Here is a 19752-nt window from a genome sequence, read left to right on the forward strand (position 1 = left end):
TCTATTTTCAACTTCAGTATTTTGTCAAAATAAATTTTAGCAGACTATCTTTCAATCGCTTTTATTTCCAAAAATAAATGCGAAAAAATTCCTACTTGACCAAGTTCAAATAGTTTTAAGGTTTCTTCGAAGGTTAATATTTTCTGATTTAAAGAGCATACATAATCCGGAGTGAACAACTTTCCACTCTCCCGAATCTTTATAAAAATTTTCTCAATTGCATCGATAGCTGATTCTTGAGAGACGTTTTGCGTGAATATTAAAACTTCTAAATTTAAGTTGAAGGGATTTTTGTGAGAAGGAGAATCATTGGTAAACCGAGGTTGAATTTTTGACTGACGATCTTCTGAAAAATTGAAAAGCGTTAGTTTGAGAATTGGCTGTTGGTTTTCTTCAGATTCTTGCTGAGCAGAAAAACCGCTGAGTTGAATCTGAAAATCTGGAATTTCTGGGGCAAGAAAATCCCGTAAAGCATTAAGAATTAAAGTGATCATAGTCGTAATTCTTTGTTTAATAAAGATATAACTATTTTTCTTTCAATTATTAAAAAATATTTTCAGGTAAAAATTTAATTTTTTTTCTAACTATTTAGGTAGAAAATCAAATTAATTTCCAATGTAGAGTTCTGCACATTTACGGAATTAACACGATGATATTGGAATAAATAATTTATTTGAGAAGGATTTTATTCTGTTTATTGTTATGAAATTTAAATAATTATTGAGGTGAAGTTTACAACTTCTTGCCTTCGTAATCACTTTCATTTCCTAAGCGATCTACAGATTTTACTGCAACGGTATTTAGTTTTTTACCATTTTTTGTGGAAGGTATATTTCTGGAAATAACATCTTTCTCTACAATATCAGTTTCCCAGGAATCCCCATATTTTACAAATAAAATCCACTGAAAGACGTTTTGATTATCCAGTGCGTTCCATTTCATTTTAACTTCGTTACCGGTTTTTTCTAGGAAAAGAATTGGCTTTTGCAAAGATGTTGTCTTGATCCACGGCGTTGTTGGAACCAAAGCTTTTGTTTGATAAGAATTTTTAACGGCGTTGTACATTGCAAGATTTTTAGATAAACCATCAACACTGTAATGAATTGCTCCCGCACCGCTCTTAAGCAAGCTTCGCGTCGTATTAATCTGACTCACAATTTCGGCAGGACGATCGGAAACTCCATTCATGCCGACTGTATTTAAGCCTGGATAAAGGTGGCGTTTCTGCGTATTTTCACTTTCCCACCATTTGAGCAAAGCCGGAAAACTTTGCGGACCTTCGTTTTTCCAGTAAAGTTGAGGGGAAAAATAATCGATCCAACCTTGATTTAACCATAATTTGGCATCTGCGTACAATTCATCATATTGGGATGAACCTTTAATTCCTTCCGGAAAACCGGGTTTCCAAATTCCAAACGGACTGATCCCGAACTGTACATTACTTTTCTCCGCTTTTATCTCATCGTGAATTCTTTTGATGAATTTATTCACATTTCCGCGGCGCCAATCTGCTTTCGATAAATTTCCACCGGAGCGTTGATAAAAACTCCACGTTTTATTGTCGGGAAAGTCTTTACCCCCATTATACTCGCGGTACGGATAAAAATAATCATCAATATGAATCGCATCAATATCATATCTTTTTACCAGATCTTTAATCACTGCAGAAGCATGATCCTGCGTTTTTTGATCAGAAGGATCCATCCAGTACATTCCATTTTTAAGTTTGATGATCTGTTCCGGCATCCTTTTAACGATTGATTGGTCGTTGATCGGTCCGCCTGTCGTGTGATGTGCACGATACGGATTTAGCCAAACATGAAGTTCCATCCCGCGTTTGTGAGCCTCTGTGATCCAGAAATCCAGAGGATCGTAAAATGGAGTAGGAGCTTTACCAATTTCTCCCGTTAAGAAATAAGACCAGGGTTCTAAGTCACTTTTGTACATGGCATCGGCAGAAGGTCTCGCCTGAAAAATAACTGCATTGAAATTTGCATCCTTTAACAAATCAAGAATTCGAATTGCTTCCTCTTTCTGCTGCTGCGTTGACAGATTATTTCTGGAAGGCCAGTTGATATTTGCAACTGTTGCGATCCAGGCCGCGCGAAATTCACGATTGACTTCCGGCAGGTTTAATTTTACGGCTTCCACAATTGGAGGAATAACCTTCGGAGGTGCAGGTTTTGTTGTAATAGCCGGCTTTTTCTTTATCACCGGTTTTTTTGCAGAACAGGAATAGAGCAGTAAGGAAAGGATTGAAAATATAAAAATATATCTGGCGAATCTATGGTTCATAAACGATAATTAAAATGAGATGATTTTGAATTCTTAGCAGTCGCAAATATAAAAAATGAATACTAAGAATTTACCTTAAATTACAAAAAAAGCTCTAAAACAAAGTGCTTTACAATTTTAAAAATTTATTGGAATTTTTTTTTAAAGATTACTGTTTTTCTAAATGTTTTTAAAATTTATTTCAATCTTCTCAGATTCACAAAACCTTCCATTCCATTTTGCGTCTTAATGTGAAACCATTCTCCATCACTGGTCAATATTGCAACTGGTATTTCTTTGGGATAAGTATCAATAATATCATATTGAATTCCTGGTCCGTTGCGAAGATTAGATCCCGCTTTCAAAAACCGAAAGATCGGAATAATTACTTTCAGATCTTTAGGGATATCACGTTTTCGAATGAAAGGATAAGCATCAACAGCACGTCCAGTAGAATAAATTCCGAAATGAAGATGGGTCGCGCTACCTTTGGCATTGCCCGTATTTCCCAGTAAACCTAGAGTATCGCCAACTTTTACTTTTGTTCCACTTTCTATCATAATGCTGTCTAGATGTGCATAATAAAGAGCATTACCAAAATTTTCATCGCGCAACCAAACTTGCTTTCCACCTAAGCCCTGATTACCGGTTCGCGTTATGTAACCGTCGATTGCAGCTACAACTGGAGTTCCACGACCGGCAAAAATATCAACCCCTTCATGAGTTCTGTCGCCACCATCGCGACTTGCTCCCCAAAAACTTTGGGCATCGCGGTTTCCTTTTCCGGAGACAGGAAAGTCAAAAGAAGGTTGGGTATAAATCTTCAAAGAAAAATTTTCGCGATAATCAATTTCGGGCTGAATGATGACTTTATACGAGCCGTCATTTTCAATAAATCTCGAAAAAATCCCATTTTTGATGATCTCATTTTTCCCGGATTCAATACCTGATAACTGGTCGAAAACATCAACAAAAATTTTTGCTTTTGAATTGACAATAGAATTTTCGATAATGAGACGGTCGCCTTTTTTCAAGTCGATCAAATAACCCAAAGCATAAGATTTTTGATCAGCCATTGAAACGATAACGGAATAATTGTCTGTAATTTTAAGTTGATTTTTGGAGGCCGCAGAAAAGTCTTCTTTCCAGGTGCTCATCAAACTGTCATTTCCCGAAAATTGGCGTTCGTATTTTGCGCGCTCGGAAGTTTCAAATAAAGTTGTAGGAATTTTGAAGCCGTCACAGGATTGCAGTACAAAAACAAACAGGGTAAAAACTAATGGGATTTTCAATCGGATCATGGGAATTTTTATGCAAAATGATATATTTTCCTTTGCTTCAAAATTAACTTTCATCCTTTCACTACTTTTAAACAATACCTCTTTTTTTTGCCTTGGATTTTCTGATATAAAAAATTAATATCAATAAAATTAAAATATTAAAAATAATCATTTAACACGTTTTCTGTAAACCAATTTGGCATTTCTTCAGGGTGTACGACTAAGAATAATTGATTATTTGATATTTTAGCAATTAATTTGAATTCTAGACTAGAATTGTCAAATAGGTAGCATTTATCAATATTTTCAATTATATTTTTTAAATTTTTCAGAGCTTTCGAATAGCGACTGGAGATCTTACCAGGTGGAACGGTATGTCCTCCTTTCATCACTCGATTCTCAACTCTTGAAATATTGACTTCGGGATCATCCGTACAAATAAAATAGAGATAAGTTTTGTACCCTTGCGCCTTAGCTTCTTTAATCTCCTCAATTTTGGAAGGATGACTCATCACAGTTTCGAACGAGAAGTCTAATTCCTTTTTCTGCAGATGATGCCTGAGAAACAAACTAATCAGAGCGCCTTCATAACTATGAGTTTCTTTCTCAATATCCACTATAATATTTTCCCGTAATGAGAGATCAATTTTATAGTTATCATGTAAAGATTTGCTAATAAGGGAAGTGGCTCTATCGGTTTTAAGGAATTTATCGAGATCATCTTGGGTTAGATTTAAGTGGAATTCGTTTAAATCAATATATCCTTTCGTTGCAAGTTCATTTTCTAATAAGTCAGCGTTTAAAAAGATACCGGCATCATACCGCTTCGAAAAAGAATCAAATAAAGTGCTTTTTCCAGATCCATTAGGCCCCGCAAATATCCTTAATCTTGGTTTAAACATCTAATTTTTTCTCTAAAACCATCCCTTTTTTTAAACCTAAAATATCAATTTTCGATTTTACAATCGTGCGTAAAACCTGTACCGATTGATCAGGTTTAATCGCAATAATTTTGTTATTCTTAATAATTTTGATTGTAATACCTAAAGCCGTTGAAGACCGGACGGCTTTCGAAGAAGCTGCTTTTGCAGACTCAAATAAAACCGAATCTTCACTGGAGGAAGTAAAAAAACGTCTTCTAATCATTCGATTTTTAAAAAATTTTCTTTTCGTTTTCATAATGTCAATGTTATTCAAATGTACAAAATTCGAAACTAGGTTAATTAGTAATTTTTACCATTTATTCGAACCATGTTTCCTTTTCGATTTTCATTTCTTCTTCAGAAATATTTTCATCACTATTAGATTCTTAGATTCTAGTTTCTGATTTTTCAATAATAATTAATCTTTCAATAACTTCGTCGATTCTAATTTCATCAAGATCGGTCCAATCTGTTTAAGTAAATTCTCTGATGTTATTATCATGACCTCAATTTTTATTATGCTAAACTAGAAAATAAAAAACAAAAAAAGTCCCAAATAAATTTGGAACTCTTTTATCAATTTAGCAAAAGCTAATTTATTTTATAGATCTCGAAGGATTAACCTTTCGCGCCTCTTTCTATTCTTTTTCTTTCGTCTTCTGAAAGTACTTTTTTACGCATTCTGATGAAGTTTGGAGTAACCTCGATCGCTTCATCGCCCTGGATATATTCCATACATTCTTCTAATGAGAATAATTGTTTTGGAGCGATGCTGCCATCTTTATCTTTCCCGGATGCACGCATGTTATTCAGCTGTTTTGCCTCTACAATATTTACAACCATATCAACTGGTTTGTTTTGCTCACCAATAATCATCCCTGCATAGATCTCCTCGCCCGGATCAACGAAAAACTTACCTCGATCCTGTAATTTTGCAATGGAATATTCTGTTGCCGGACCTTGAGTTTTGCTGATCAATACTCCAACTAATCTACCTGGAATGGCACCTTTGAAAGGTTTGTACTCTGTAAAACGGTGTGCCATAATTGCTTCACCTGCAGTTGCTGTCAACATTTGAGAACGCAATCCGATCAATCCTCTGGAAGGAATTTCGAATTCCATATGCTGCATTTCACCTTTAGTTTCCATAATGTGAAGATCACCTTTTCTCTGAGTCGCCAAATCGATCACTTTAGAAGAAAATTCTTCCGGTACATCAACAACCATAGATTCATAAGGTTCACATTTAACACCATCGATTTCTTTGATGATAACCTGTGGCTGACCAATGGTCATTTCATAACCTTCTCTTCTCATTGTTTCGATCAAAACAGAAAGGTGAAGAATACCTCTACCGAACACTAAAAATGTATTAGCATCTTCTGTAGGTTCAACTCTTAACGCTAAATTTTTCTCTAACTCCTTAGTCAGCCTTTCTTTCAGGTGATTTGAAGTTACATATTTACCATCTTTTCCGAAGAAAGGAGAGTTGTTGATTGAGAATGTCATATTCAAAGTCGGTTCATCGATCGCTGTTCTTGGCAATGGATCCGGGTTTTCCAGATCTACGAATGAATCTCCGATCTGGAATTTGTCAAATCCTACGATCGCACAAATATCTCCAGCCTTAACTTCCTGAACTCTTTTTTTACCAAGACCTTCAAAAACGTATAATTCTTTAACTTTTCCTTTTACAATTTTACCATCTTCCTGTGCTAAACCGATCCATTCTGATTCTTTTACAGAACCCTGCATGATCTTACCAATTGCAATTCTTCCTAAAAACGAAGAGAAATCTAAGGATACGATCTGCATTCTTAGTGGACCTTCTTTCGCTTCCGGAGCTGGAACATATTGTAAAATACCATCTAATAATGGGAAGATATTTTCAGTTTGTTCCAATGAAGTGTTGAACCAACCTTGTTTAGAAGAACCATAGAACGTTGGGAAATCCAATTGTTCTTCAGTTGCATCTAAGTTAAAGAACAGATCAAAAACTTTATCATGAACCTCATCTGGACGACAGTTTGGTTTATCAACTTTATTGATAACCACAACAGGTCTTAAACCTAAATCTAAAGCTTTTTGAAGTACGAAACGTGTTTGTGGCATTGGTCCTTCAAATGCATCTACTAAAAGTAAAACCCCATCGGCCATTTTCAAAACTCTTTCTACTTCGCCACCGAAATCGGCGTGACCAGGAGTATCAATTACATTAATTTTTGTGCCTTTGTACATTACCGAGATATTCTTAGATAAAATGGTAATTCCTCTTTCACGTTCCAAGTCATTGTTATCCATGATCAGATCACCTGAATCTGCTGCATTCTCACGGAAAACACTTGTAGCGTGGATAATTTTGTCAACCAAAGTTGTTTTACCGTGATCAACGTGCGCAATAATTGCGATATTTCTAATGTTTTGCATAATCGTTTTTTGACCGTGCAAAAGTAATCTTTTTTCGTGGAAAACGAACGTAAGTATTAGAATTTAATAAAATTTTATGCTAAAAATTACAGAAAGTTGAATCCGATGTACATTCTCATTTAAAATTAAAGTCCCAAAATAGAATTGTTTAGCAGATATCGATCAAAATCGAGCAGTTATTTGCTGCTGATTATTTTATCTCCTGCTGATTTTATATTATTCAAAATATGACTTTTCATCTGAATTATTACTGATAATCCTTTTAAGGAACATTTCAAAACAAAGAGAAAGTCCAGCAATCAATCGACAGCTGGACTTTCAAAAACAGAAAATAAGAATCTTTCTAGATTACAGCACCGGCTGCATCTTCAATTTCTTGTAGCTGCGTTCTTTTATATTGCGCTTTGTGTCTTCTTCTTTCATTAGTAACTTTGATTCCTCGGTAGAATTTGTGGCGGTCTACACCGAAATGATACGCTAAAACGTACATCAATATTCCAATTCCAGCGATACAAACGTAACCCAGCAGTCTTTTATTGGCAGCTAAAATTGCGTTAAACTGAATGGCTTTCATGTTTCCCATGACGTCTTTGTAACTGATAGAATTTCCATCCATATAAATAGCCAGATTACCAATTGCTTCGATTTGAAACTGATATTGCAACCAGGAAAAAAGAGCTGAAAATATCGCCACGGAAAAAAAGGTACGCCAAACTAAAACCAAACCAGCTCCCGCCATCATCTGATTCATATCGAGTTTATCTAAAGTATAATACCAAACCGCGATGAACAAAGCGCCCATTCCGAAACCTTTCAAAAACATAGGAAGAATCCATCGTTCCATATCAAATTGTAAAGCCATGGAAAAATACATGATGACGGTATATCCCAACATTGCAGCAAAACCTAAGAAAATAAACATTTTCAAACCCCGACCCTGGCGAAACCAGTACGCCATGTAAACTCCGGAAATTACAATTCCCGGAATCATCAATAAATTTAAACTTGAATTCACGACAGGATCGTAACCTAAAATTCCAACGGTGAAAATATTTTGAATGGCTCCCGTACTTAAATACATTCCCGTCATCAAAAGCATAATTAATCCATGAACCACGTTATTTCGACGGAAAATTTTAAAGGAAAGGTAAGGTCGTTTCAAAGTATACTGGCGAACTACCAATAATATTAAAGTTACAAATGACGCAATACTCGCTTTGATAATATTTGGGGAATGAATCCAGTATTGCTGTTTTCCAAAAGCCAGAACATAAGCTCCAAACATGAAAAGTGCGACGAAAAGAAGAATACTGATCCAGTCGATATAATGAAGCGGCATTTTGAAGCCAAAATATTTATCGTGCATGAAAATCCAGGCGACAAAAGCTAAGGCCAGGCAAACTGCTGCCGTGATCATATGGACATATTCCCAATTGTGATCAAAAGCCAAGATCGTTAAAAAGTAACCTGCAATTTGAGAAGTGATGATGGAAAAAGGGTAGAAGACGGAATAAAACTTCCCGCGGTTGCCTTCCGGACTGATCATCATCATAATTGGAATAATAAATTCCAGCAGAATGATTATTTTCAAATAGCCGATCATTACGGAGTTAGCGACGATGAGAAGTGGTCGATCGGTCGTTCCGTTCACATAACTTAAAATGGCAATCAAAATAAATATTAAAGTTACTTTGTCACGAATTTTAAAACGGTATTTCATTCGTAAGATCAAAGGCATTGCGGCACCCATTCCAATTACTCCGGCGTAGTTTGCCCACACGAAATATTCGGTTTGTATCCCTGTGCTTCCGGTCATGTAAGAAACATTTCCTACGTAAACACCGTTCAAAGGAACAATTACGATGGTGAAAATTAAGATGAGCAATAGCTGAACAAGCTTCGGAACCCAACTTCTAAATAATCCCTGGTTATACATTTGTATTTATTTTAAAGGCAATCTCGAGGATTACTTAGATTTGGAATTTGGTTGATCAATGGTCACATCCATATTCATTCCTGCACGAAGTTTTGCGATATCTTCTTTTTTATTGTTTTGGGTAAATTCAATTCTTACCGGAATTCTCTGCTGTACTTTCACGAAATTCCCAGTGGAATTATCCGTTGCAACATTTGAATATTGAGATCCAGTTGCGGCAGAAATAGCAGTAACCGTTCCTTCGAACTGTTTTCCTCCCAAAGCATCCGCTTTCATTAAGATCTTTTTGCCTATTGCGATTTCCGGCATTTGACTTTCAAGAAAATTGGCAGTAACCCATTTCTCTCCATCTAAAACAATGGTTCCGACTTGTTGTCCGGATTGAATGAGTTGTCCATCAGAAATCATTCTTCTTCCCATAATTCCGTCATAAGGCGCAGTGATCACCGTATAACTCACATTGATTCTCGCCATATCCAAAGCAGCTTTGGCTCTTTTAATTTCGGCATCATTAACACCGATCCTGCTTTTCGCTTCGGAAGTTGAAAGACTCGCAGAATTTCTTTGATTGAGCAAAGTTTGATAAGAAGCCCGCTGCGCATCAAATTCAGTTTTGATCTGATCATATTGCTGTCTTGTTACTGCTTCCGCTTTCAGTAGATTTTTATAACGATTTAAATTTTGCTCCGCATTCCACAATCTTGCTTTTTGTCCTGCAATATTACTTTCGAGAACCGAAATATTACTTGAAACCGTATTGACAGAAGAACCTGCAACTTTTCTCTGTGCCAAAGCATTTTGATAGGCGGCTTCAGCTTGGGCCAGTTGCGTATTTAATTCACTTCGGTCTAAAATCAAAAGCGTATCGCCTTTTTTTACGGCCTGATGTTCAGTGAATTTAATTTCTTTAATGTAAGCCGAAACTCGGGAATTGACAGGATTAATAAACTCCTGCACCTGAGCAGATTCTGTATAATTCGTTTTTCCAACGTTAAAATATTCTTTGATCAACCAGTAAAAACCGAAGGCCACAACCGCAAAAACAAGAATGTTCGCAATAGTGTTTCTGATCTTATTGGTTTTATTTTTGCTGACTTTCGCCGCAGTTGCAGGATTGGCAACCTTTGTCGGTGCGACCGGCTGTGGAGCTTGTACTTCCTGAATTTCTGCTTCTATATTTTCCTTATTTTCCATTTTGTTATTTTCTTTATCGTTACGTGTTTTTTTATAATGTTCCTGTTGATTTCAATAAGCTGTAATATTGGTATAGCAAATCGATCTCTGCATTTACATAATCAAGTTCGGCTTGAATTTTTTGGTTCTGCGCATCAGTAATTTCTGCTTGTACTGCTAATTGATTCAGGTATTTTGCTTCTGTAATTTTATAGTTTTCATCTGCCAGTTTTTGAGCTTCTTTTAAAATGACCAGGTTTTCTATGGCATTTTGATATTTAATATAAGAAGCATTCACATCCATTTTAATGTTCTGCTCGATCAAATTCAAAGTTTCTTCTGCCTGATCTTTTTGAAGTTTTCCAACTTGCAAACGTTTCTTTGTTTTAAAGAGATTATCAATATCATAGTTCAGTGAAACTCCAACTTGCAAACCACCGGAATACCTATCAATTACCGGGGAGCTGCTCGTAATCGGTCTGTTTAAACCATAACCTCCAAATCCTGCGATGGATGGCATTTTGTCGGTATTAATAATCTCAATATTTTTCTGAGCGATGTCGATATTTCTTTGATAATATTTTTCTTGAGGATTTTGAGTGTGCGCCAAGTCCATGTAGTAGTTCAAATCATGAAGTTGCTGTTCCTGTTCAATATTTTCGATGGGTACAATCTCTGTGTTTTCAGGTAATCCTAAGGCATTATTTAAATTGTAGTTCAGGATTCTACGATTGTTATTTAAAACCAAAAGTCCCTGATCAATATTCATGATTGAAAGTTCACCTCTAATAATTTCATTTCTCGTCACCATTCCCTGTTGATAGAACTTCTTCACATTATCTAACCGAATTTCCGCCAGTTTTCTATTATTCACATAAACTTCTTTTTGATTGATGATTTTAGAAATATCCAGGTAATTAGACATCACCAAAAACTTTACATCTTGCTGATCTTTCTGGTAATCAAGTTCCGACAACTGTTCCTGCAACGCTGAGATTTCAATTGATTTGTTGATCAAACCTCCTTTGAAAATAAGCTGGCTCGCCTGTAAAGCATACGAACTTCCGTAATGTGGTAATTGAACGTTAATTGAATTAGAGAAATCCTTGTCGATGATAACCGAATTCCCCAAATAAAACTGACTTGTAGCCGCGGTGATTGTGGGTAATTTCTGAAGTTTTGCGACTTCCGTATTTTGTTTTGAGATTTCTATTTTTTTTGCAGACACCGCCAATTTAGGATGATGTTGTAAAGCCAATTCTGTCGCTTCTTTAATCGTCAATTCTTTTACTTCCTGACTTTGATAACATTGCGAAAAGAAGAAAATTATCAAAAGACTTGCTATCTTAAACTTTTTCATCTGTACTTATTTTTATGCAAAATTATTATAAAAGCGTACGCGTAACAATGATTGAATGAACTGTTAAAATGTTCAAAAGTGGGATTTCCCTAACTCGATTGCGTTTGAAATTGCTTCGGACTTATTCCTTCATGTTTTTTAAAGAAATGAGAGAAAGAGTACGGATCAGAAAATTGCAATTTTTCCGCAATATCCTGAACCGCTGCATTTTTTGTGTTTAGTAAGATCTTCGCTTCATTCATTACAAACTCCGAAATAATTTGATTGGCGCTTTTCTGGGTCACACTTTTTACAACCGAGCTCAGATGTCTGATTGTGAGATTTTGCTCGTCTGCATAAAACTGTAGGGACTTTTCCTGTTTAAAATTTTCGAAAACATTTTTTACAAATTCGAAGGTGATCTCTTCCTGTCGGGTCATGGTATTTTTCTCCAGAATTTCCTGAGATAACAAAGAACCTGAAACCGAATAGATAAAAGCAGAGAAAAGATGTTCGATAATATCATCGTTGTAATTCAGCGAGATATTCTTGTCAAGCATTGACGTCATTAATTCCAACTGAATCCAAAATAATTTTAACTCCGCATCAGAAACATGTGCAATCATGTTGATGTGTGTTCTGAAATGTTTGAAGACTTTAAGTTTATTTAATTTCAGCCCTAGCTTTTCTATAAAATCATTGGTATAAGTTAGCACCCGAATTTCGAAATCATCGGAAAGAGAATGAATTTTAAGCGTTGAATCTTTTTCGAAGAGAACAATAGAATTGGCAACAAGATCAATTTGCTTGATCTGAATACTCAGCTTTGCGTTTCCATTTTTGACAAATAGAATAGAGGGACGATTTAGTTGATACAATTTCTCCAGCTTCATTTCAGAAAAAATGAAGTCTTCATTAAAAATATTGATCGGCTTTTTGTCCGTTTCTAAAATATCATTCATCTTCTAATACAGATTAAATTAGGAGCTATTGTAAAATTAAATAAACTTTTAATCAAAACCATTAAAAGTGAAAAATTTAAACAGATTATTTTAAAGAATCAGTAATTCAAATTAAGCAAAAAAAAAGCGACTTTTCAGCCGCTCTAACAATTAAATTCGAAATAGCAGTAAACTACGCCGTCAAATAGGAATAGAGGTTATCTTTTAAGTGAACTCTTTTTTTACGCAGATCCGTTAAATGCTCATCGGTCGTGTGGTTTTGTTCGCCTGCTTCATAATGCTGAATGAGCGCGTTAACTTCTTCATAATTAACATACATTTTTTTGAAGCCTTCATCATTTAATTTAAAATCCTTGATTTTTTCTTCCAGCTCAGGGAATTCGTGAGTAAGATTGTGATTTTCCATGACGATTTTATTTTGGTTTTTCGATAGACTAAAGTTACGGAAAAATTAAATTTATATGAATATGAAAATTGTCACCTTAAAAATGGACATAATAAAAGCTATAATTTAGTGTTGCATCTTTTACAAATTACTTTTTCAATTTAATATAAACTTCGCCCTTTTTCTTTCCATTAAATCCTTTTTTATAAACATTTACCGATTCAATTGTTTTTGGATCTAATTTTTGCATTTCTTCATTGGTAGAAGGTTTTCCATCTATGAAAATATCCGGCTTCTCATTTTCTTGAAATTTAATGTTAGTATTTAGCGCAACATCAGATGTCTTTCCGGTAAATTTCATCTTTAATAATGGCGGAGTAATTGTGCTGTTAAATTGTTTTGCAGTTTGTTCAGCATCTTTGATTCTCTGTTTGAACTCTGGAGTATTAACCATTTTAACAGCTTCATCTGCTCTTTTTTCAGCATCTTTCAACTGCTTTTTAAACTTCGGAGAATTAATCTTTTTCTCCGCAGCTTTTGCTTGATTTTCTGCATCTTTAATTTGCTTCTTAAATTCAGCAGAATTCAGACGAAGTTCAGTTTCTTTTGCAATGTCTTCCTGTTGTTTTATTTTCAATTTAAAGTCTTCGGAATTATAATATTGATCGAGTTTAGCATATAACTGATCAAGTTCACCGTAATTTTTATCCTGCAATTTCATTTGATTTTCAAATTCTCTGCTGTTAAATATTTTGTCAATTTGATTTCCAAGATCCTCTAAATCTTTCTCCAAAACTTTAAATTTCGGACTGTCATTTTTTTGAAGTTGAGAAAGTTTCTGCATTTCGTCACTTTTTACTTTCATTTTCTCCGTCAACTTTCTGGCTTCTTCATTTTGTAGATGAAAATTTTCTTGCAGTGGTTGCAGTTCCGCTTGTTTCTGGTCTATCTGTTTTTGAATATCTTCCAGATTATTTTGCGGGTTTTGAGCATTTGATGTTGTTGCCAAATCTCCGTTTTTATGTGGAGCAATAGTATCGGATTTTAAATGGGAAACTAAATTTTCTATTTCCAGATTCGTACTTTTTATCTCCTTATTTTTTGCATTCACCATATAAATAAAGGCGAGTGTAAATAGGATTGGCAAGGCCAAGATCCGACGTGCATAACTGAATTTTGTTTTTGATTTTTTAAGCATTGTTAGTCTTTTTTTAAGGTTAGAACTTAGGAACGGACTTGTTGCAGGTAACATTTTTCCGGAAAAGTGACTTGTTAAAAGCATTTGCGCAAATGCTTTGGTGTCCGAGTTTTTTACCGCCTTTTTATCGGCCAAATATTCGTGAATTAAATTAATTTCTTTTTTAATGAAGTAGAAAATTGGATTGAACCAAAATAGGGAAGTGGCGATCTCGATAAATATTTTATCCCAGGAATGTCTTTGCTCGATGTGAACCATCTCGTGTTTCAAGATCTGGCGGCCAAGATCCGACTGAAGTTCGATTGAATCTTTCCAGAATAAATTTCGGAAAAAGGAAAAAGGTGCATTTTCTAAATTGGTTTGATAGAAACTTATTCCCTGAAAGTTTTCTTTTTTAAACTTCTTTTTTAAAAGCTCAATTTTAATAATTCCAAAAAGAAGTCTTGTCAGAAAAAAGACAGATACCAGTCCAAAAGTAAAAGCAACAATTCTAAAATAAAAGAGATCATTTTTTAAAATTTTAGCAGCATTAAAGTGCTGTAATTTATTAATCAATAAGTAAATATCGCTGTTTATTTCAAGTGTAAAATAACTTACTTTAATAAGTGGCAACAATAAACTGATCATCATTGCGACCAGTAAGTAAAACCGATTATAATGGTGAAAGGTCTTATCTTTTAGAAACAACCGATAGTAGAGAAACATTACACCGGAGCCTATAATAACTTTTCCAAAGTATAAAAAGAGCGTTTCCATTAGTCTTTATTTTTGAGTTCATTCAGCAGCATTTCTAAGTCCTCGACACTGATTTCATTTTTTTCTACGAGAAAAGAAACCGCGTTCGTATAAGAACCTTCGAAGTAATTTTTCACCAGACTTTTCATGGATTTTCCACTGTATTTTTCTTTAGAGATCAAAGGGAAATATTCATGTTGTCTGCCGAAAACATTGTAATCCACAAAGTCTTTATCCTTTAGAACTTTTAAAATAGTAGATACTGTATTCGTGTGAGGTTTCGGCTCCGGAAACACCTCCAAAATATCTTTGAGAAAAGCCTTCTTCAGATCCCAGAGATATTGCATCACCTGTTCTTCCGCTTTTGTTAACTGAGAAATTTGCATATCACTAATTGTTTAGTGATACAAATGTAGATATTAATTTTAACTATACAACTATTTTTGTAGTGATAAAACAAAAAATCATTTACATAACTGACAATCAAATTATAAATCTGCTAAAATTCAGAAAAAGTAGAATTGCATTATAAATTTTAAAAATAAATCTTCATAAAATATACAAAGGAATTATTCTTGCTACCATTTGTGAAATCATTAAAAAAATAATCAAAATGGATACTAAAAGAATATCTACGACGCTGGAAGAAGCTTTGAGCACACAAATGAATGTAGAATTATTTCAATCTCACACTTATTTATCTTACGGAATCTGGGCAGACGATAAAGGATACAGCGGAATCGCAAACTTTTTGATGCGTCACTCCCAGGAGGAGCGCGAACATGCGATCAAATTTATGCAGTATGTTTTAAACCGCGGCGGTAAACCAACGGTTACGGGCCAAAGTACTACGCCAAAAGATCCTCAAAATATGACTGAATGTTTTAACCTGGTTTTTAAACATGAAGTAGAAAACACAGAGAAAATTTACAGACTGGTCGATATGGCATTCGAAGAAAAAGACTGGGCAACCTGGAATTTTTTACAATGGTTTGTTAAAGAACAGATCGAGGAAGAAACACTTGCAATGGATCTGATCGACAAATTGAAAATTTCTGGCGGCGACCGCGCAACCGATGAATCATTATTCAACCTGGATAAAACCTTGGGAGAAACCCCGGATGAAGGCGAATTAGCAAGAAATGCAACTTCAGAAAATCCTTAAGATCAATTAAATTTTATGTAAAAATCCACTTCTTTCGAGGTGGATTTTTTTGTGCGTCAAAAACCGTTCAAAATTTTTATCTTTGCAGACCTCTAAATTTTATCATTCTTCTTTTTAATTAAGAATTGATGAACTTTTAATGTTAACCTTTTTGAACTAAAAATATGAAATGTGGAATCGTAGGTTTACCCAACGTAGGTAAATCAACCCTTTTTAATTGTTTAAGCAACGCCAAAGCGCAGTCTGCAAATTATCCGTTCTGTACGATCGAACCGAATATAGGAACGGTTTCTGTTCCGGATGAGCGACTTTTTCAACTTGAGAAGTTAGTAAATCCAGAAAGAGTTTTACCCGCCGTCGTAGAGATCGTAGATATCGCGGGTTTGGTGAAAGGTGCCAGTAAAGGGGAAGGTTTAGGAAATAAATTTCTGGCAAATATCCGCGAATGTGAAGCAATCATTCATGTTTTAAGATGTTTCGAAGATGGCAATATTATTCACGTTGAAGGAACTGTTGATCCTATTCGTGATAAAGAAATTATCGACATTGAACTTCAGTTAAAAGATATTGAAACGTTAGCGAAATCGGTTGAGAAAGCGAAGAAATTCATTAAATCCGGAAAAAAGGATGATGTAATGACTTACGAAACGCTGCTTAACCTGCAGAAATTCGTGGAAGAAGGTCAAAATGCCCGCGAATTCCCAACGAATGATTTTTCTGCTCCGATCATTTCCGAAGTGCAGCTGTTGACCAACAAACCTGTTCTTTATGTTTGCAATGTTGACGAAAATTCCATTAAAAATGGAAATGAATGGATCGCAAAAATCGAAGAAATGGCGAAAAAAGAAAACGCAGAAGTTGTTGTTTTAGCCGCACAGATCGAAGCTGATATTAATGAGCTGGAAACTTTCGAAGAACGCGAAATGTTTTTAGAAGAATTGGGTTTAACAGAACCTGGCGTTAATCGATTGATCCGTAAAGCCTACGATCTATTGCACTTGCAGACTTATTTCACGGCAGGAGTTAAAGAAGTTCGCGCCTGGACAATTGGGAAAGGATGGACCGCGCCACAAGCAGCCGGCGTAATTCACACCGATTTTGAAAAAGGATTTATTCGTGCAGAAGTTATTAAGTATGAAGATTTTGTAAATTTCGGTTCCGAGGCTAAAGTAAAAGAAGCCGGAAAGCTTTCTGTAGAAGGAAAAGAGTATATTGTTCAAGATGGTGACATGATGAATTTTAGATTTAATGTGTAAATGATTTTGAACTTTTTTTAAATATAAAGCGGACTTCGGTTCGCTTTTTTTAGGTTAAAAATTAAATTGTTTAACGTTATTATTTTTGATATTTTTTCCGTAAATTGGGTTCCAAATTTAATTATGGAAAAGAAAAAAGTAGCAGTTTTAGTAGGGAGTTTACGCAAAGAATCTTTCAACAGAAAAATTGCAAAGGAAATGATTCGTCTGGCTCCTGAAAATTTAGAATTAAAGATCGTCGAAATTAAAGATCTCGGCTTTTTCAATGAAGATATAGAAAAGTCGCCTCCACAGGAGTGGATCGATTTTAAGAATGAAATTAAAAATTCAGATGCCGTACTTTTTGTTTCTCCGGAATACAACAGAACCATGCCCGGAGTTTTAAAAAATGCCATGGAAATTGGCTCTCGTCCACCAAAAGAAAATTCCTGGAAAGGAAAACCTGGTGCCGTGATGACGGTTTCTCCCGGTGCTATTGGTGGTTTAGGAGCACATAATAATATTCGCGAAGCCTTAACTTCTCTGGATATTCCTACGATGCAGCAACCTGCAGCTTATATCGGCGGCGTTAAAGACCGTTTGTTAGAAGATGGCGTAACGGTAAACGAAGCCACTGAAAAGTTTATTAAAACCTATCTGGAAGCTTTCGAAAAATGGATCATGCTCTTAACCCAATAATATCCTTTCAGAAATTGATCTGAACTGTAGCAACAATTCAAAATTATCTCCCAAAATTTTAAATATCGACTTCCTTTCGCTATTTTTGTGAGTTACTGAATTTAGGCAGTAGATTCCCTTAAAAACATGACCGAAAACACCACCGTTACATATTCCGAAGACAATATTAGAACCCTCGACTGGCAAGAACATATTCGGATCCGTCCGGGAATGTACATTGGTAAATTGGGCGACGGTTCTTCTGCAGACGACGGGATTTATATTTTACTTAAAGAGATCATCGACAATTCTGTAGATGAATTTGTAATGAAATCCGGTAAACGCATCGAAATAAAAATCGACGAAGGTAAAGCAACCATTCGGGATTACGGTCGTGGAATCCCTTTAGGCAAAGTAGTTGACGCAGTTTCGAAAATGAATACAGGTGGAAAATACGATTCCAAAGCCTTTAAAAAATCAGTCGGTTTAAATGGAGTAGGATCAAAAGCCGTTAATGCACTGTCCGAATTTTTTAAAGTGAAATCCGTAAGAGAGGGCAAAATGAAGATCGCCGAATTTTCTAAAGGAATTATTACGGAAGATTTTAAGGAAACTGATTCAACCGACCGCAACGGAACAGAAATCACTTTTATTCCCGACAGCACCATTTTTACGCATTTCAAATTTAGGAAGGAGTATATAGAAAAGATGCTCAAAAACTATTGTTACCTGAATCCGGGTTTAAAAATAGTTTTTAACGGGGAAACCTTTTTCTCTGAAAATGGTTTGAAAGATTTGCTTCAAGATGAAATTGAAGATGAAATTTTGTATCCAATCATTCATTTAAAAGATGAAGATATTGAAGTTGCGATCACCCATTCTGATAAGTCGCAGTCTGAAACCTATTTTTCTTTTGTTAATGGACAAAATACAACGCAGGGTGGAACGCATTTAAATGCTTTCCGCGAGGCTTATGTAAAAACAATCCGCGAATATTTTAATAAAAATTTCGAAGCTGCAGATATCCGGAAATCAATTATAGCGGCGGTTGCCATTAAAGTAATCGAACCTGTTTTCGAATCTCAGACCAAAACAAAACTCGGTTCCAACGAAATGGAACCCGGAAAAGAGACGGTTAGATCCTTCATCACCAATTTCTTGAAGAGTAAACTCGATAATTTCCTGCATCAAAATCAGGATATTGCCGAAGCTATTCACCGGAAAATAATTATTTCGGAAAGAGAACGAAAAGAACTTTCGGGAATTCAGAAATTAGCGCGTGAAAGAGCGAAAAAAGTTTCCCTTCATAATAAGAAACTTCGTGATTGCCGACAGCATTACAACGATCAGAAAGCGCTTCGAAAAGGGGATTCCATGATTTTCATTACTGAGGGAGATTCTGCTTCTGGATCCATCACAAAATCACGGGATGTAGAAACGCAGGCTGTTTTTTCTTTAAAAGGAAAACCGCTGAATTGTTACGGTCTTACGAAAAGAGTGGTGTATGAAAATGAGGAATTTAACTTACTTCAGGCTGCTTTAAATATCGAAGAATCGCTGCAGGATTTACGCTACAATCACGTTATTATCGCTACTGATGCCGATGTTGATGGAATGCATATCCGTTTGTTAATGATCACTTTTTTCCTTCAGTTTTTCCCCGATCTGATCAGAAACGGACATCTTTATATTTTGCAGACACCCCTTTTCAGAGTTAGAAATAAAAAAGAAACGCGGTATTGCTATTCTCAGGCAGAACGGATTAAAGCTTTAAATGAACTGGGCAAAAACCCGGAAATCACCCGATTCAAAGGTCTTGGAGAAATTTCTCCTGATGAATTCAAACATTTTATTGGTAAAGACATTCGCCTGGAGCCCGTAGTTTTAGGAAAAGATCAAACCATTGAGCAAATCCTGGAGTTTTACATGGGTAAAAATACGCCGGATCGACAAACTTTTATCTTAGAAAATCTGGTTGTAGAGGATCCTGATATTGATAAAAAAGAAATTCTGAGTGATACAGAAGCATAAATAAAAATCAC

17 protein-coding genes are annotated in these 19752 nt (G+C 35.3%); 4 read left to right on the forward strand and 13 right to left on the reverse strand.

Features of this window, described 5'->3' with window-relative positions:
- Positions 1 to 44 precede the first annotated feature (44 nt).
- The 13 genes from ACZ9HT_RS13720 to ACZ9HT_RS13780 all read right to left on the reverse strand — a co-directional run bounded on the left by ACZ9HT_RS13720 (position 45) and on the right by ACZ9HT_RS13780 (position 15018).
- Entirely contained in the window at positions 45 to 494 is a 450-nt protein-coding gene (locus tag ACZ9HT_RS13720; protein ID WP_476041058.1) for a hypothetical protein, read from the reverse strand.
- A 238-nt stretch (positions 495 to 732) separates the two neighbouring features.
- Complete coding sequence (locus ACZ9HT_RS13725) at positions 733 to 2295, reverse strand: glycoside hydrolase family 10-like protein (protein ID WP_476041059.1); 1563 nt, start codon at positions 2293 to 2295, stop codon at positions 733 to 735.
- Positions 2296 to 2471: 176 nt separating this feature from the next.
- Positions 2472 to 3629 (reverse strand): peptidoglycan DD-metalloendopeptidase family protein, encoded by a 1158-nt coding sequence (locus ACZ9HT_RS13730; RefSeq protein ID WP_476041060.1) that lies wholly within the window; start codon positions 3627 to 3629, stop codon positions 2472 to 2474.
- Positions 3630 to 3712: 83 nt separating this feature from the next.
- On the reverse strand, positions 3713 to 4456 hold the full coding sequence (locus ACZ9HT_RS13735) for an ATPase (protein ID WP_476041061.1): 744 nt from the start codon (positions 4454 to 4456) through the stop codon (positions 3713 to 3715).
- Entirely contained in the window at positions 4449 to 4700 is a 252-nt protein-coding gene (locus ACZ9HT_RS13740) for a hypothetical protein (protein WP_476041062.1), read from the reverse strand. The genes ACZ9HT_RS13735 and ACZ9HT_RS13740 overlap by 8 nt, the downstream gene beginning before the upstream one ends.
- 395 nt (positions 4701 to 5095) lie before the next feature.
- On the reverse strand, positions 5096 to 6904 hold the full coding sequence (gene typA, locus ACZ9HT_RS13745) for a translational GTPase TypA (protein ID WP_476041063.1): 1809 nt from the start codon (positions 6902 to 6904) through the stop codon (positions 5096 to 5098).
- A gap of 343 nt (positions 6905 to 7247) precedes the next feature.
- Positions 7248 to 8840, reverse strand: coding sequence for an MFS transporter (locus tag ACZ9HT_RS13750; RefSeq protein WP_476041064.1), 1593 nt, complete (start codon positions 8838 to 8840; stop codon positions 7248 to 7250).
- Between the two features lie 30 nt (positions 8841 to 8870).
- On the reverse strand, positions 8871 to 10034 hold the full coding sequence (locus ACZ9HT_RS13755; RefSeq protein ID WP_476041065.1) for an HlyD family secretion protein: 1164 nt from the start codon (positions 10032 to 10034) through the stop codon (positions 8871 to 8873).
- Positions 10035 to 10065: 31 nt separating this feature from the next.
- Positions 10066 to 11373, reverse strand: a complete 1308-nt coding sequence (locus ACZ9HT_RS13760; RefSeq protein ID WP_476041066.1) for a TolC family protein — start codon at positions 11371 to 11373, stop codon at positions 10066 to 10068.
- 89 nt (positions 11374 to 11462) lie between these two features.
- Complete coding sequence (locus ACZ9HT_RS13765; RefSeq protein ID WP_476041067.1) at positions 11463 to 12314, reverse strand: helix-turn-helix domain-containing protein; 852 nt, start codon at positions 12312 to 12314, stop codon at positions 11463 to 11465.
- 172 nt (positions 12315 to 12486) lie between these two features.
- Positions 12487 to 12720 carry an HP1242/YdcH family protein gene (locus ACZ9HT_RS13770; protein WP_476041068.1) on the reverse strand — a complete coding sequence of 78 codons (234 nt, stop codon included), beginning with the start codon at positions 12718 to 12720 and terminating at the stop codon, positions 12487 to 12489.
- Positions 12721 to 12847: 127 nt separating this feature from the next.
- On the reverse strand, positions 12848 to 14653 hold the full coding sequence (locus tag ACZ9HT_RS13775) for a M56 family metallopeptidase (RefSeq protein ID WP_476041069.1): 1806 nt from the start codon (positions 14651 to 14653) through the stop codon (positions 12848 to 12850).
- On the reverse strand, positions 14653 to 15018 hold the full coding sequence (locus tag ACZ9HT_RS13780; protein WP_476041070.1) for a BlaI/MecI/CopY family transcriptional regulator: 366 nt from the start codon (positions 15016 to 15018) through the stop codon (positions 14653 to 14655). The genes ACZ9HT_RS13775 and ACZ9HT_RS13780 overlap by 1 nt, the downstream gene beginning before the upstream one ends.
- 227 nt (positions 15019 to 15245) lie before the next feature.
- Here ACZ9HT_RS13780 and ACZ9HT_RS13785 point away from each other — a divergent pair, with 227 nt between their 5' ends.
- The 4 genes from ACZ9HT_RS13785 (at position 15246) to ACZ9HT_RS13800 (ending at position 19741) form a co-directional block, all read left to right on the forward strand.
- Entirely contained in the window at positions 15246 to 15797 is a 552-nt protein-coding gene (locus ACZ9HT_RS13785) for a ferritin (RefSeq protein WP_476041071.1), read from the forward strand.
- A 164-nt stretch (positions 15798 to 15961) separates the two neighbouring features.
- Positions 15962 to 17053 carry a redox-regulated ATPase YchF gene (ychF, locus tag ACZ9HT_RS13790; RefSeq protein ID WP_476041072.1) on the forward strand — a complete coding sequence of 364 codons (1092 nt, stop codon included), beginning with the start codon at positions 15962 to 15964 and terminating at the stop codon, positions 17051 to 17053.
- Between the two features lie 123 nt (positions 17054 to 17176).
- Entirely contained in the window at positions 17177 to 17731 is a 555-nt protein-coding gene (locus ACZ9HT_RS13795) for an NADPH-dependent FMN reductase (RefSeq protein WP_476041073.1), read from the forward strand.
- Between the two features lie 126 nt (positions 17732 to 17857).
- Positions 17858 to 19741, forward strand: coding sequence for a DNA topoisomerase IV subunit B (locus ACZ9HT_RS13800; RefSeq protein WP_476041074.1), 1884 nt, complete (start codon positions 17858 to 17860; stop codon positions 19739 to 19741).
- The last annotated feature ends 11 nt before the right edge of the window (positions 19742 to 19752 follow it).

The sequence above is a fragment of the Chryseobacterium sp. UYP7 genome (assembly GCF_056279225.1).

What these genes read in the sequence shown, in the direction of transcription:
- ACZ9HT_RS13720 (WP_476041058.1), bottom strand. Translation starts at nt 494, where the DNA reads ATGATCACTTTAATTCTTAATGCTTTACGGGATTTTCTTGCCCCAGAA.
- ACZ9HT_RS13725 (WP_476041059.1), bottom strand. Translation starts at nt 2,295, where the DNA reads ATGAACCATAGATTCGCCAGATATATTTTTATATTTTCAATCCTTTCC.
- ACZ9HT_RS13730 (WP_476041060.1), bottom strand. Translation starts at nt 3,629, where the DNA reads ATGAAAGTTAATTTTGAAGCAAAGGAAAATATATCATTTTGCATAAAA.
- ACZ9HT_RS13735 (WP_476041061.1), bottom strand. Translation starts at nt 4,456, where the DNA reads ATGTTTAAACCAAGATTAAGGATATTTGCGGGGCCTAATGGATCTGGA.
- ACZ9HT_RS13740 (WP_476041062.1), bottom strand. Translation starts at nt 4,700, where the DNA reads ATGATTAGAAGACGTTTTTTTACTTCCTCCAGTGAAGATTCGGTTTTA.
- typA (WP_476041063.1), bottom strand. Translation starts at nt 6,904, where the DNA reads ATGCAAAACATTAGAAATATCGCAATTATTGCGCACGTTGATCACGGT.
- ACZ9HT_RS13750 (WP_476041064.1), bottom strand. Translation starts at nt 8,840, where the DNA reads ATGTATAACCAGGGATTATTTAGAAGTTGGGTTCCGAAGCTTGTTCAG.
- ACZ9HT_RS13755 (WP_476041065.1), bottom strand. Translation starts at nt 10,034, where the DNA reads ATGGAAAATAAGGAAAATATAGAAGCAGAAATTCAGGAAGTACAAGCT.
- ACZ9HT_RS13760 (WP_476041066.1), bottom strand. Translation starts at nt 11,373, where the DNA reads ATGAAAAAGTTTAAGATAGCAAGTCTTTTGATAATTTTCTTCTTTTCG.
- ACZ9HT_RS13765 (WP_476041067.1), bottom strand. Translation starts at nt 12,314, where the DNA reads ATGAATGATATTTTAGAAACGGACAAAAAGCCGATCAATATTTTTAAT.
- ACZ9HT_RS13770 (WP_476041068.1), bottom strand. Translation starts at nt 12,720, where the DNA reads ATGGAAAATCACAATCTTACTCACGAATTCCCTGAGCTGGAAGAAAAA.
- ACZ9HT_RS13775 (WP_476041069.1), bottom strand. Translation starts at nt 14,653, where the DNA reads ATGGAAACGCTCTTTTTATACTTTGGAAAAGTTATTATAGGCTCCGGT.
- ACZ9HT_RS13780 (WP_476041070.1), bottom strand. Translation starts at nt 15,018, where the DNA reads ATGCAAATTTCTCAGTTAACAAAAGCGGAAGAACAGGTGATGCAATAT.
- ACZ9HT_RS13785 (WP_476041071.1), top strand. Translation starts at nt 15,246, where the DNA reads ATGGATACTAAAAGAATATCTACGACGCTGGAAGAAGCTTTGAGCACA.
- ychF (WP_476041072.1), top strand. Translation starts at nt 15,962, where the DNA reads ATGAAATGTGGAATCGTAGGTTTACCCAACGTAGGTAAATCAACCCTT.
- ACZ9HT_RS13795 (WP_476041073.1), top strand. Translation starts at nt 17,177, where the DNA reads ATGGAAAAGAAAAAAGTAGCAGTTTTAGTAGGGAGTTTACGCAAAGAA.
- ACZ9HT_RS13800 (WP_476041074.1), top strand. Translation starts at nt 17,858, where the DNA reads ATGACCGAAAACACCACCGTTACATATTCCGAAGACAATATTAGAACC.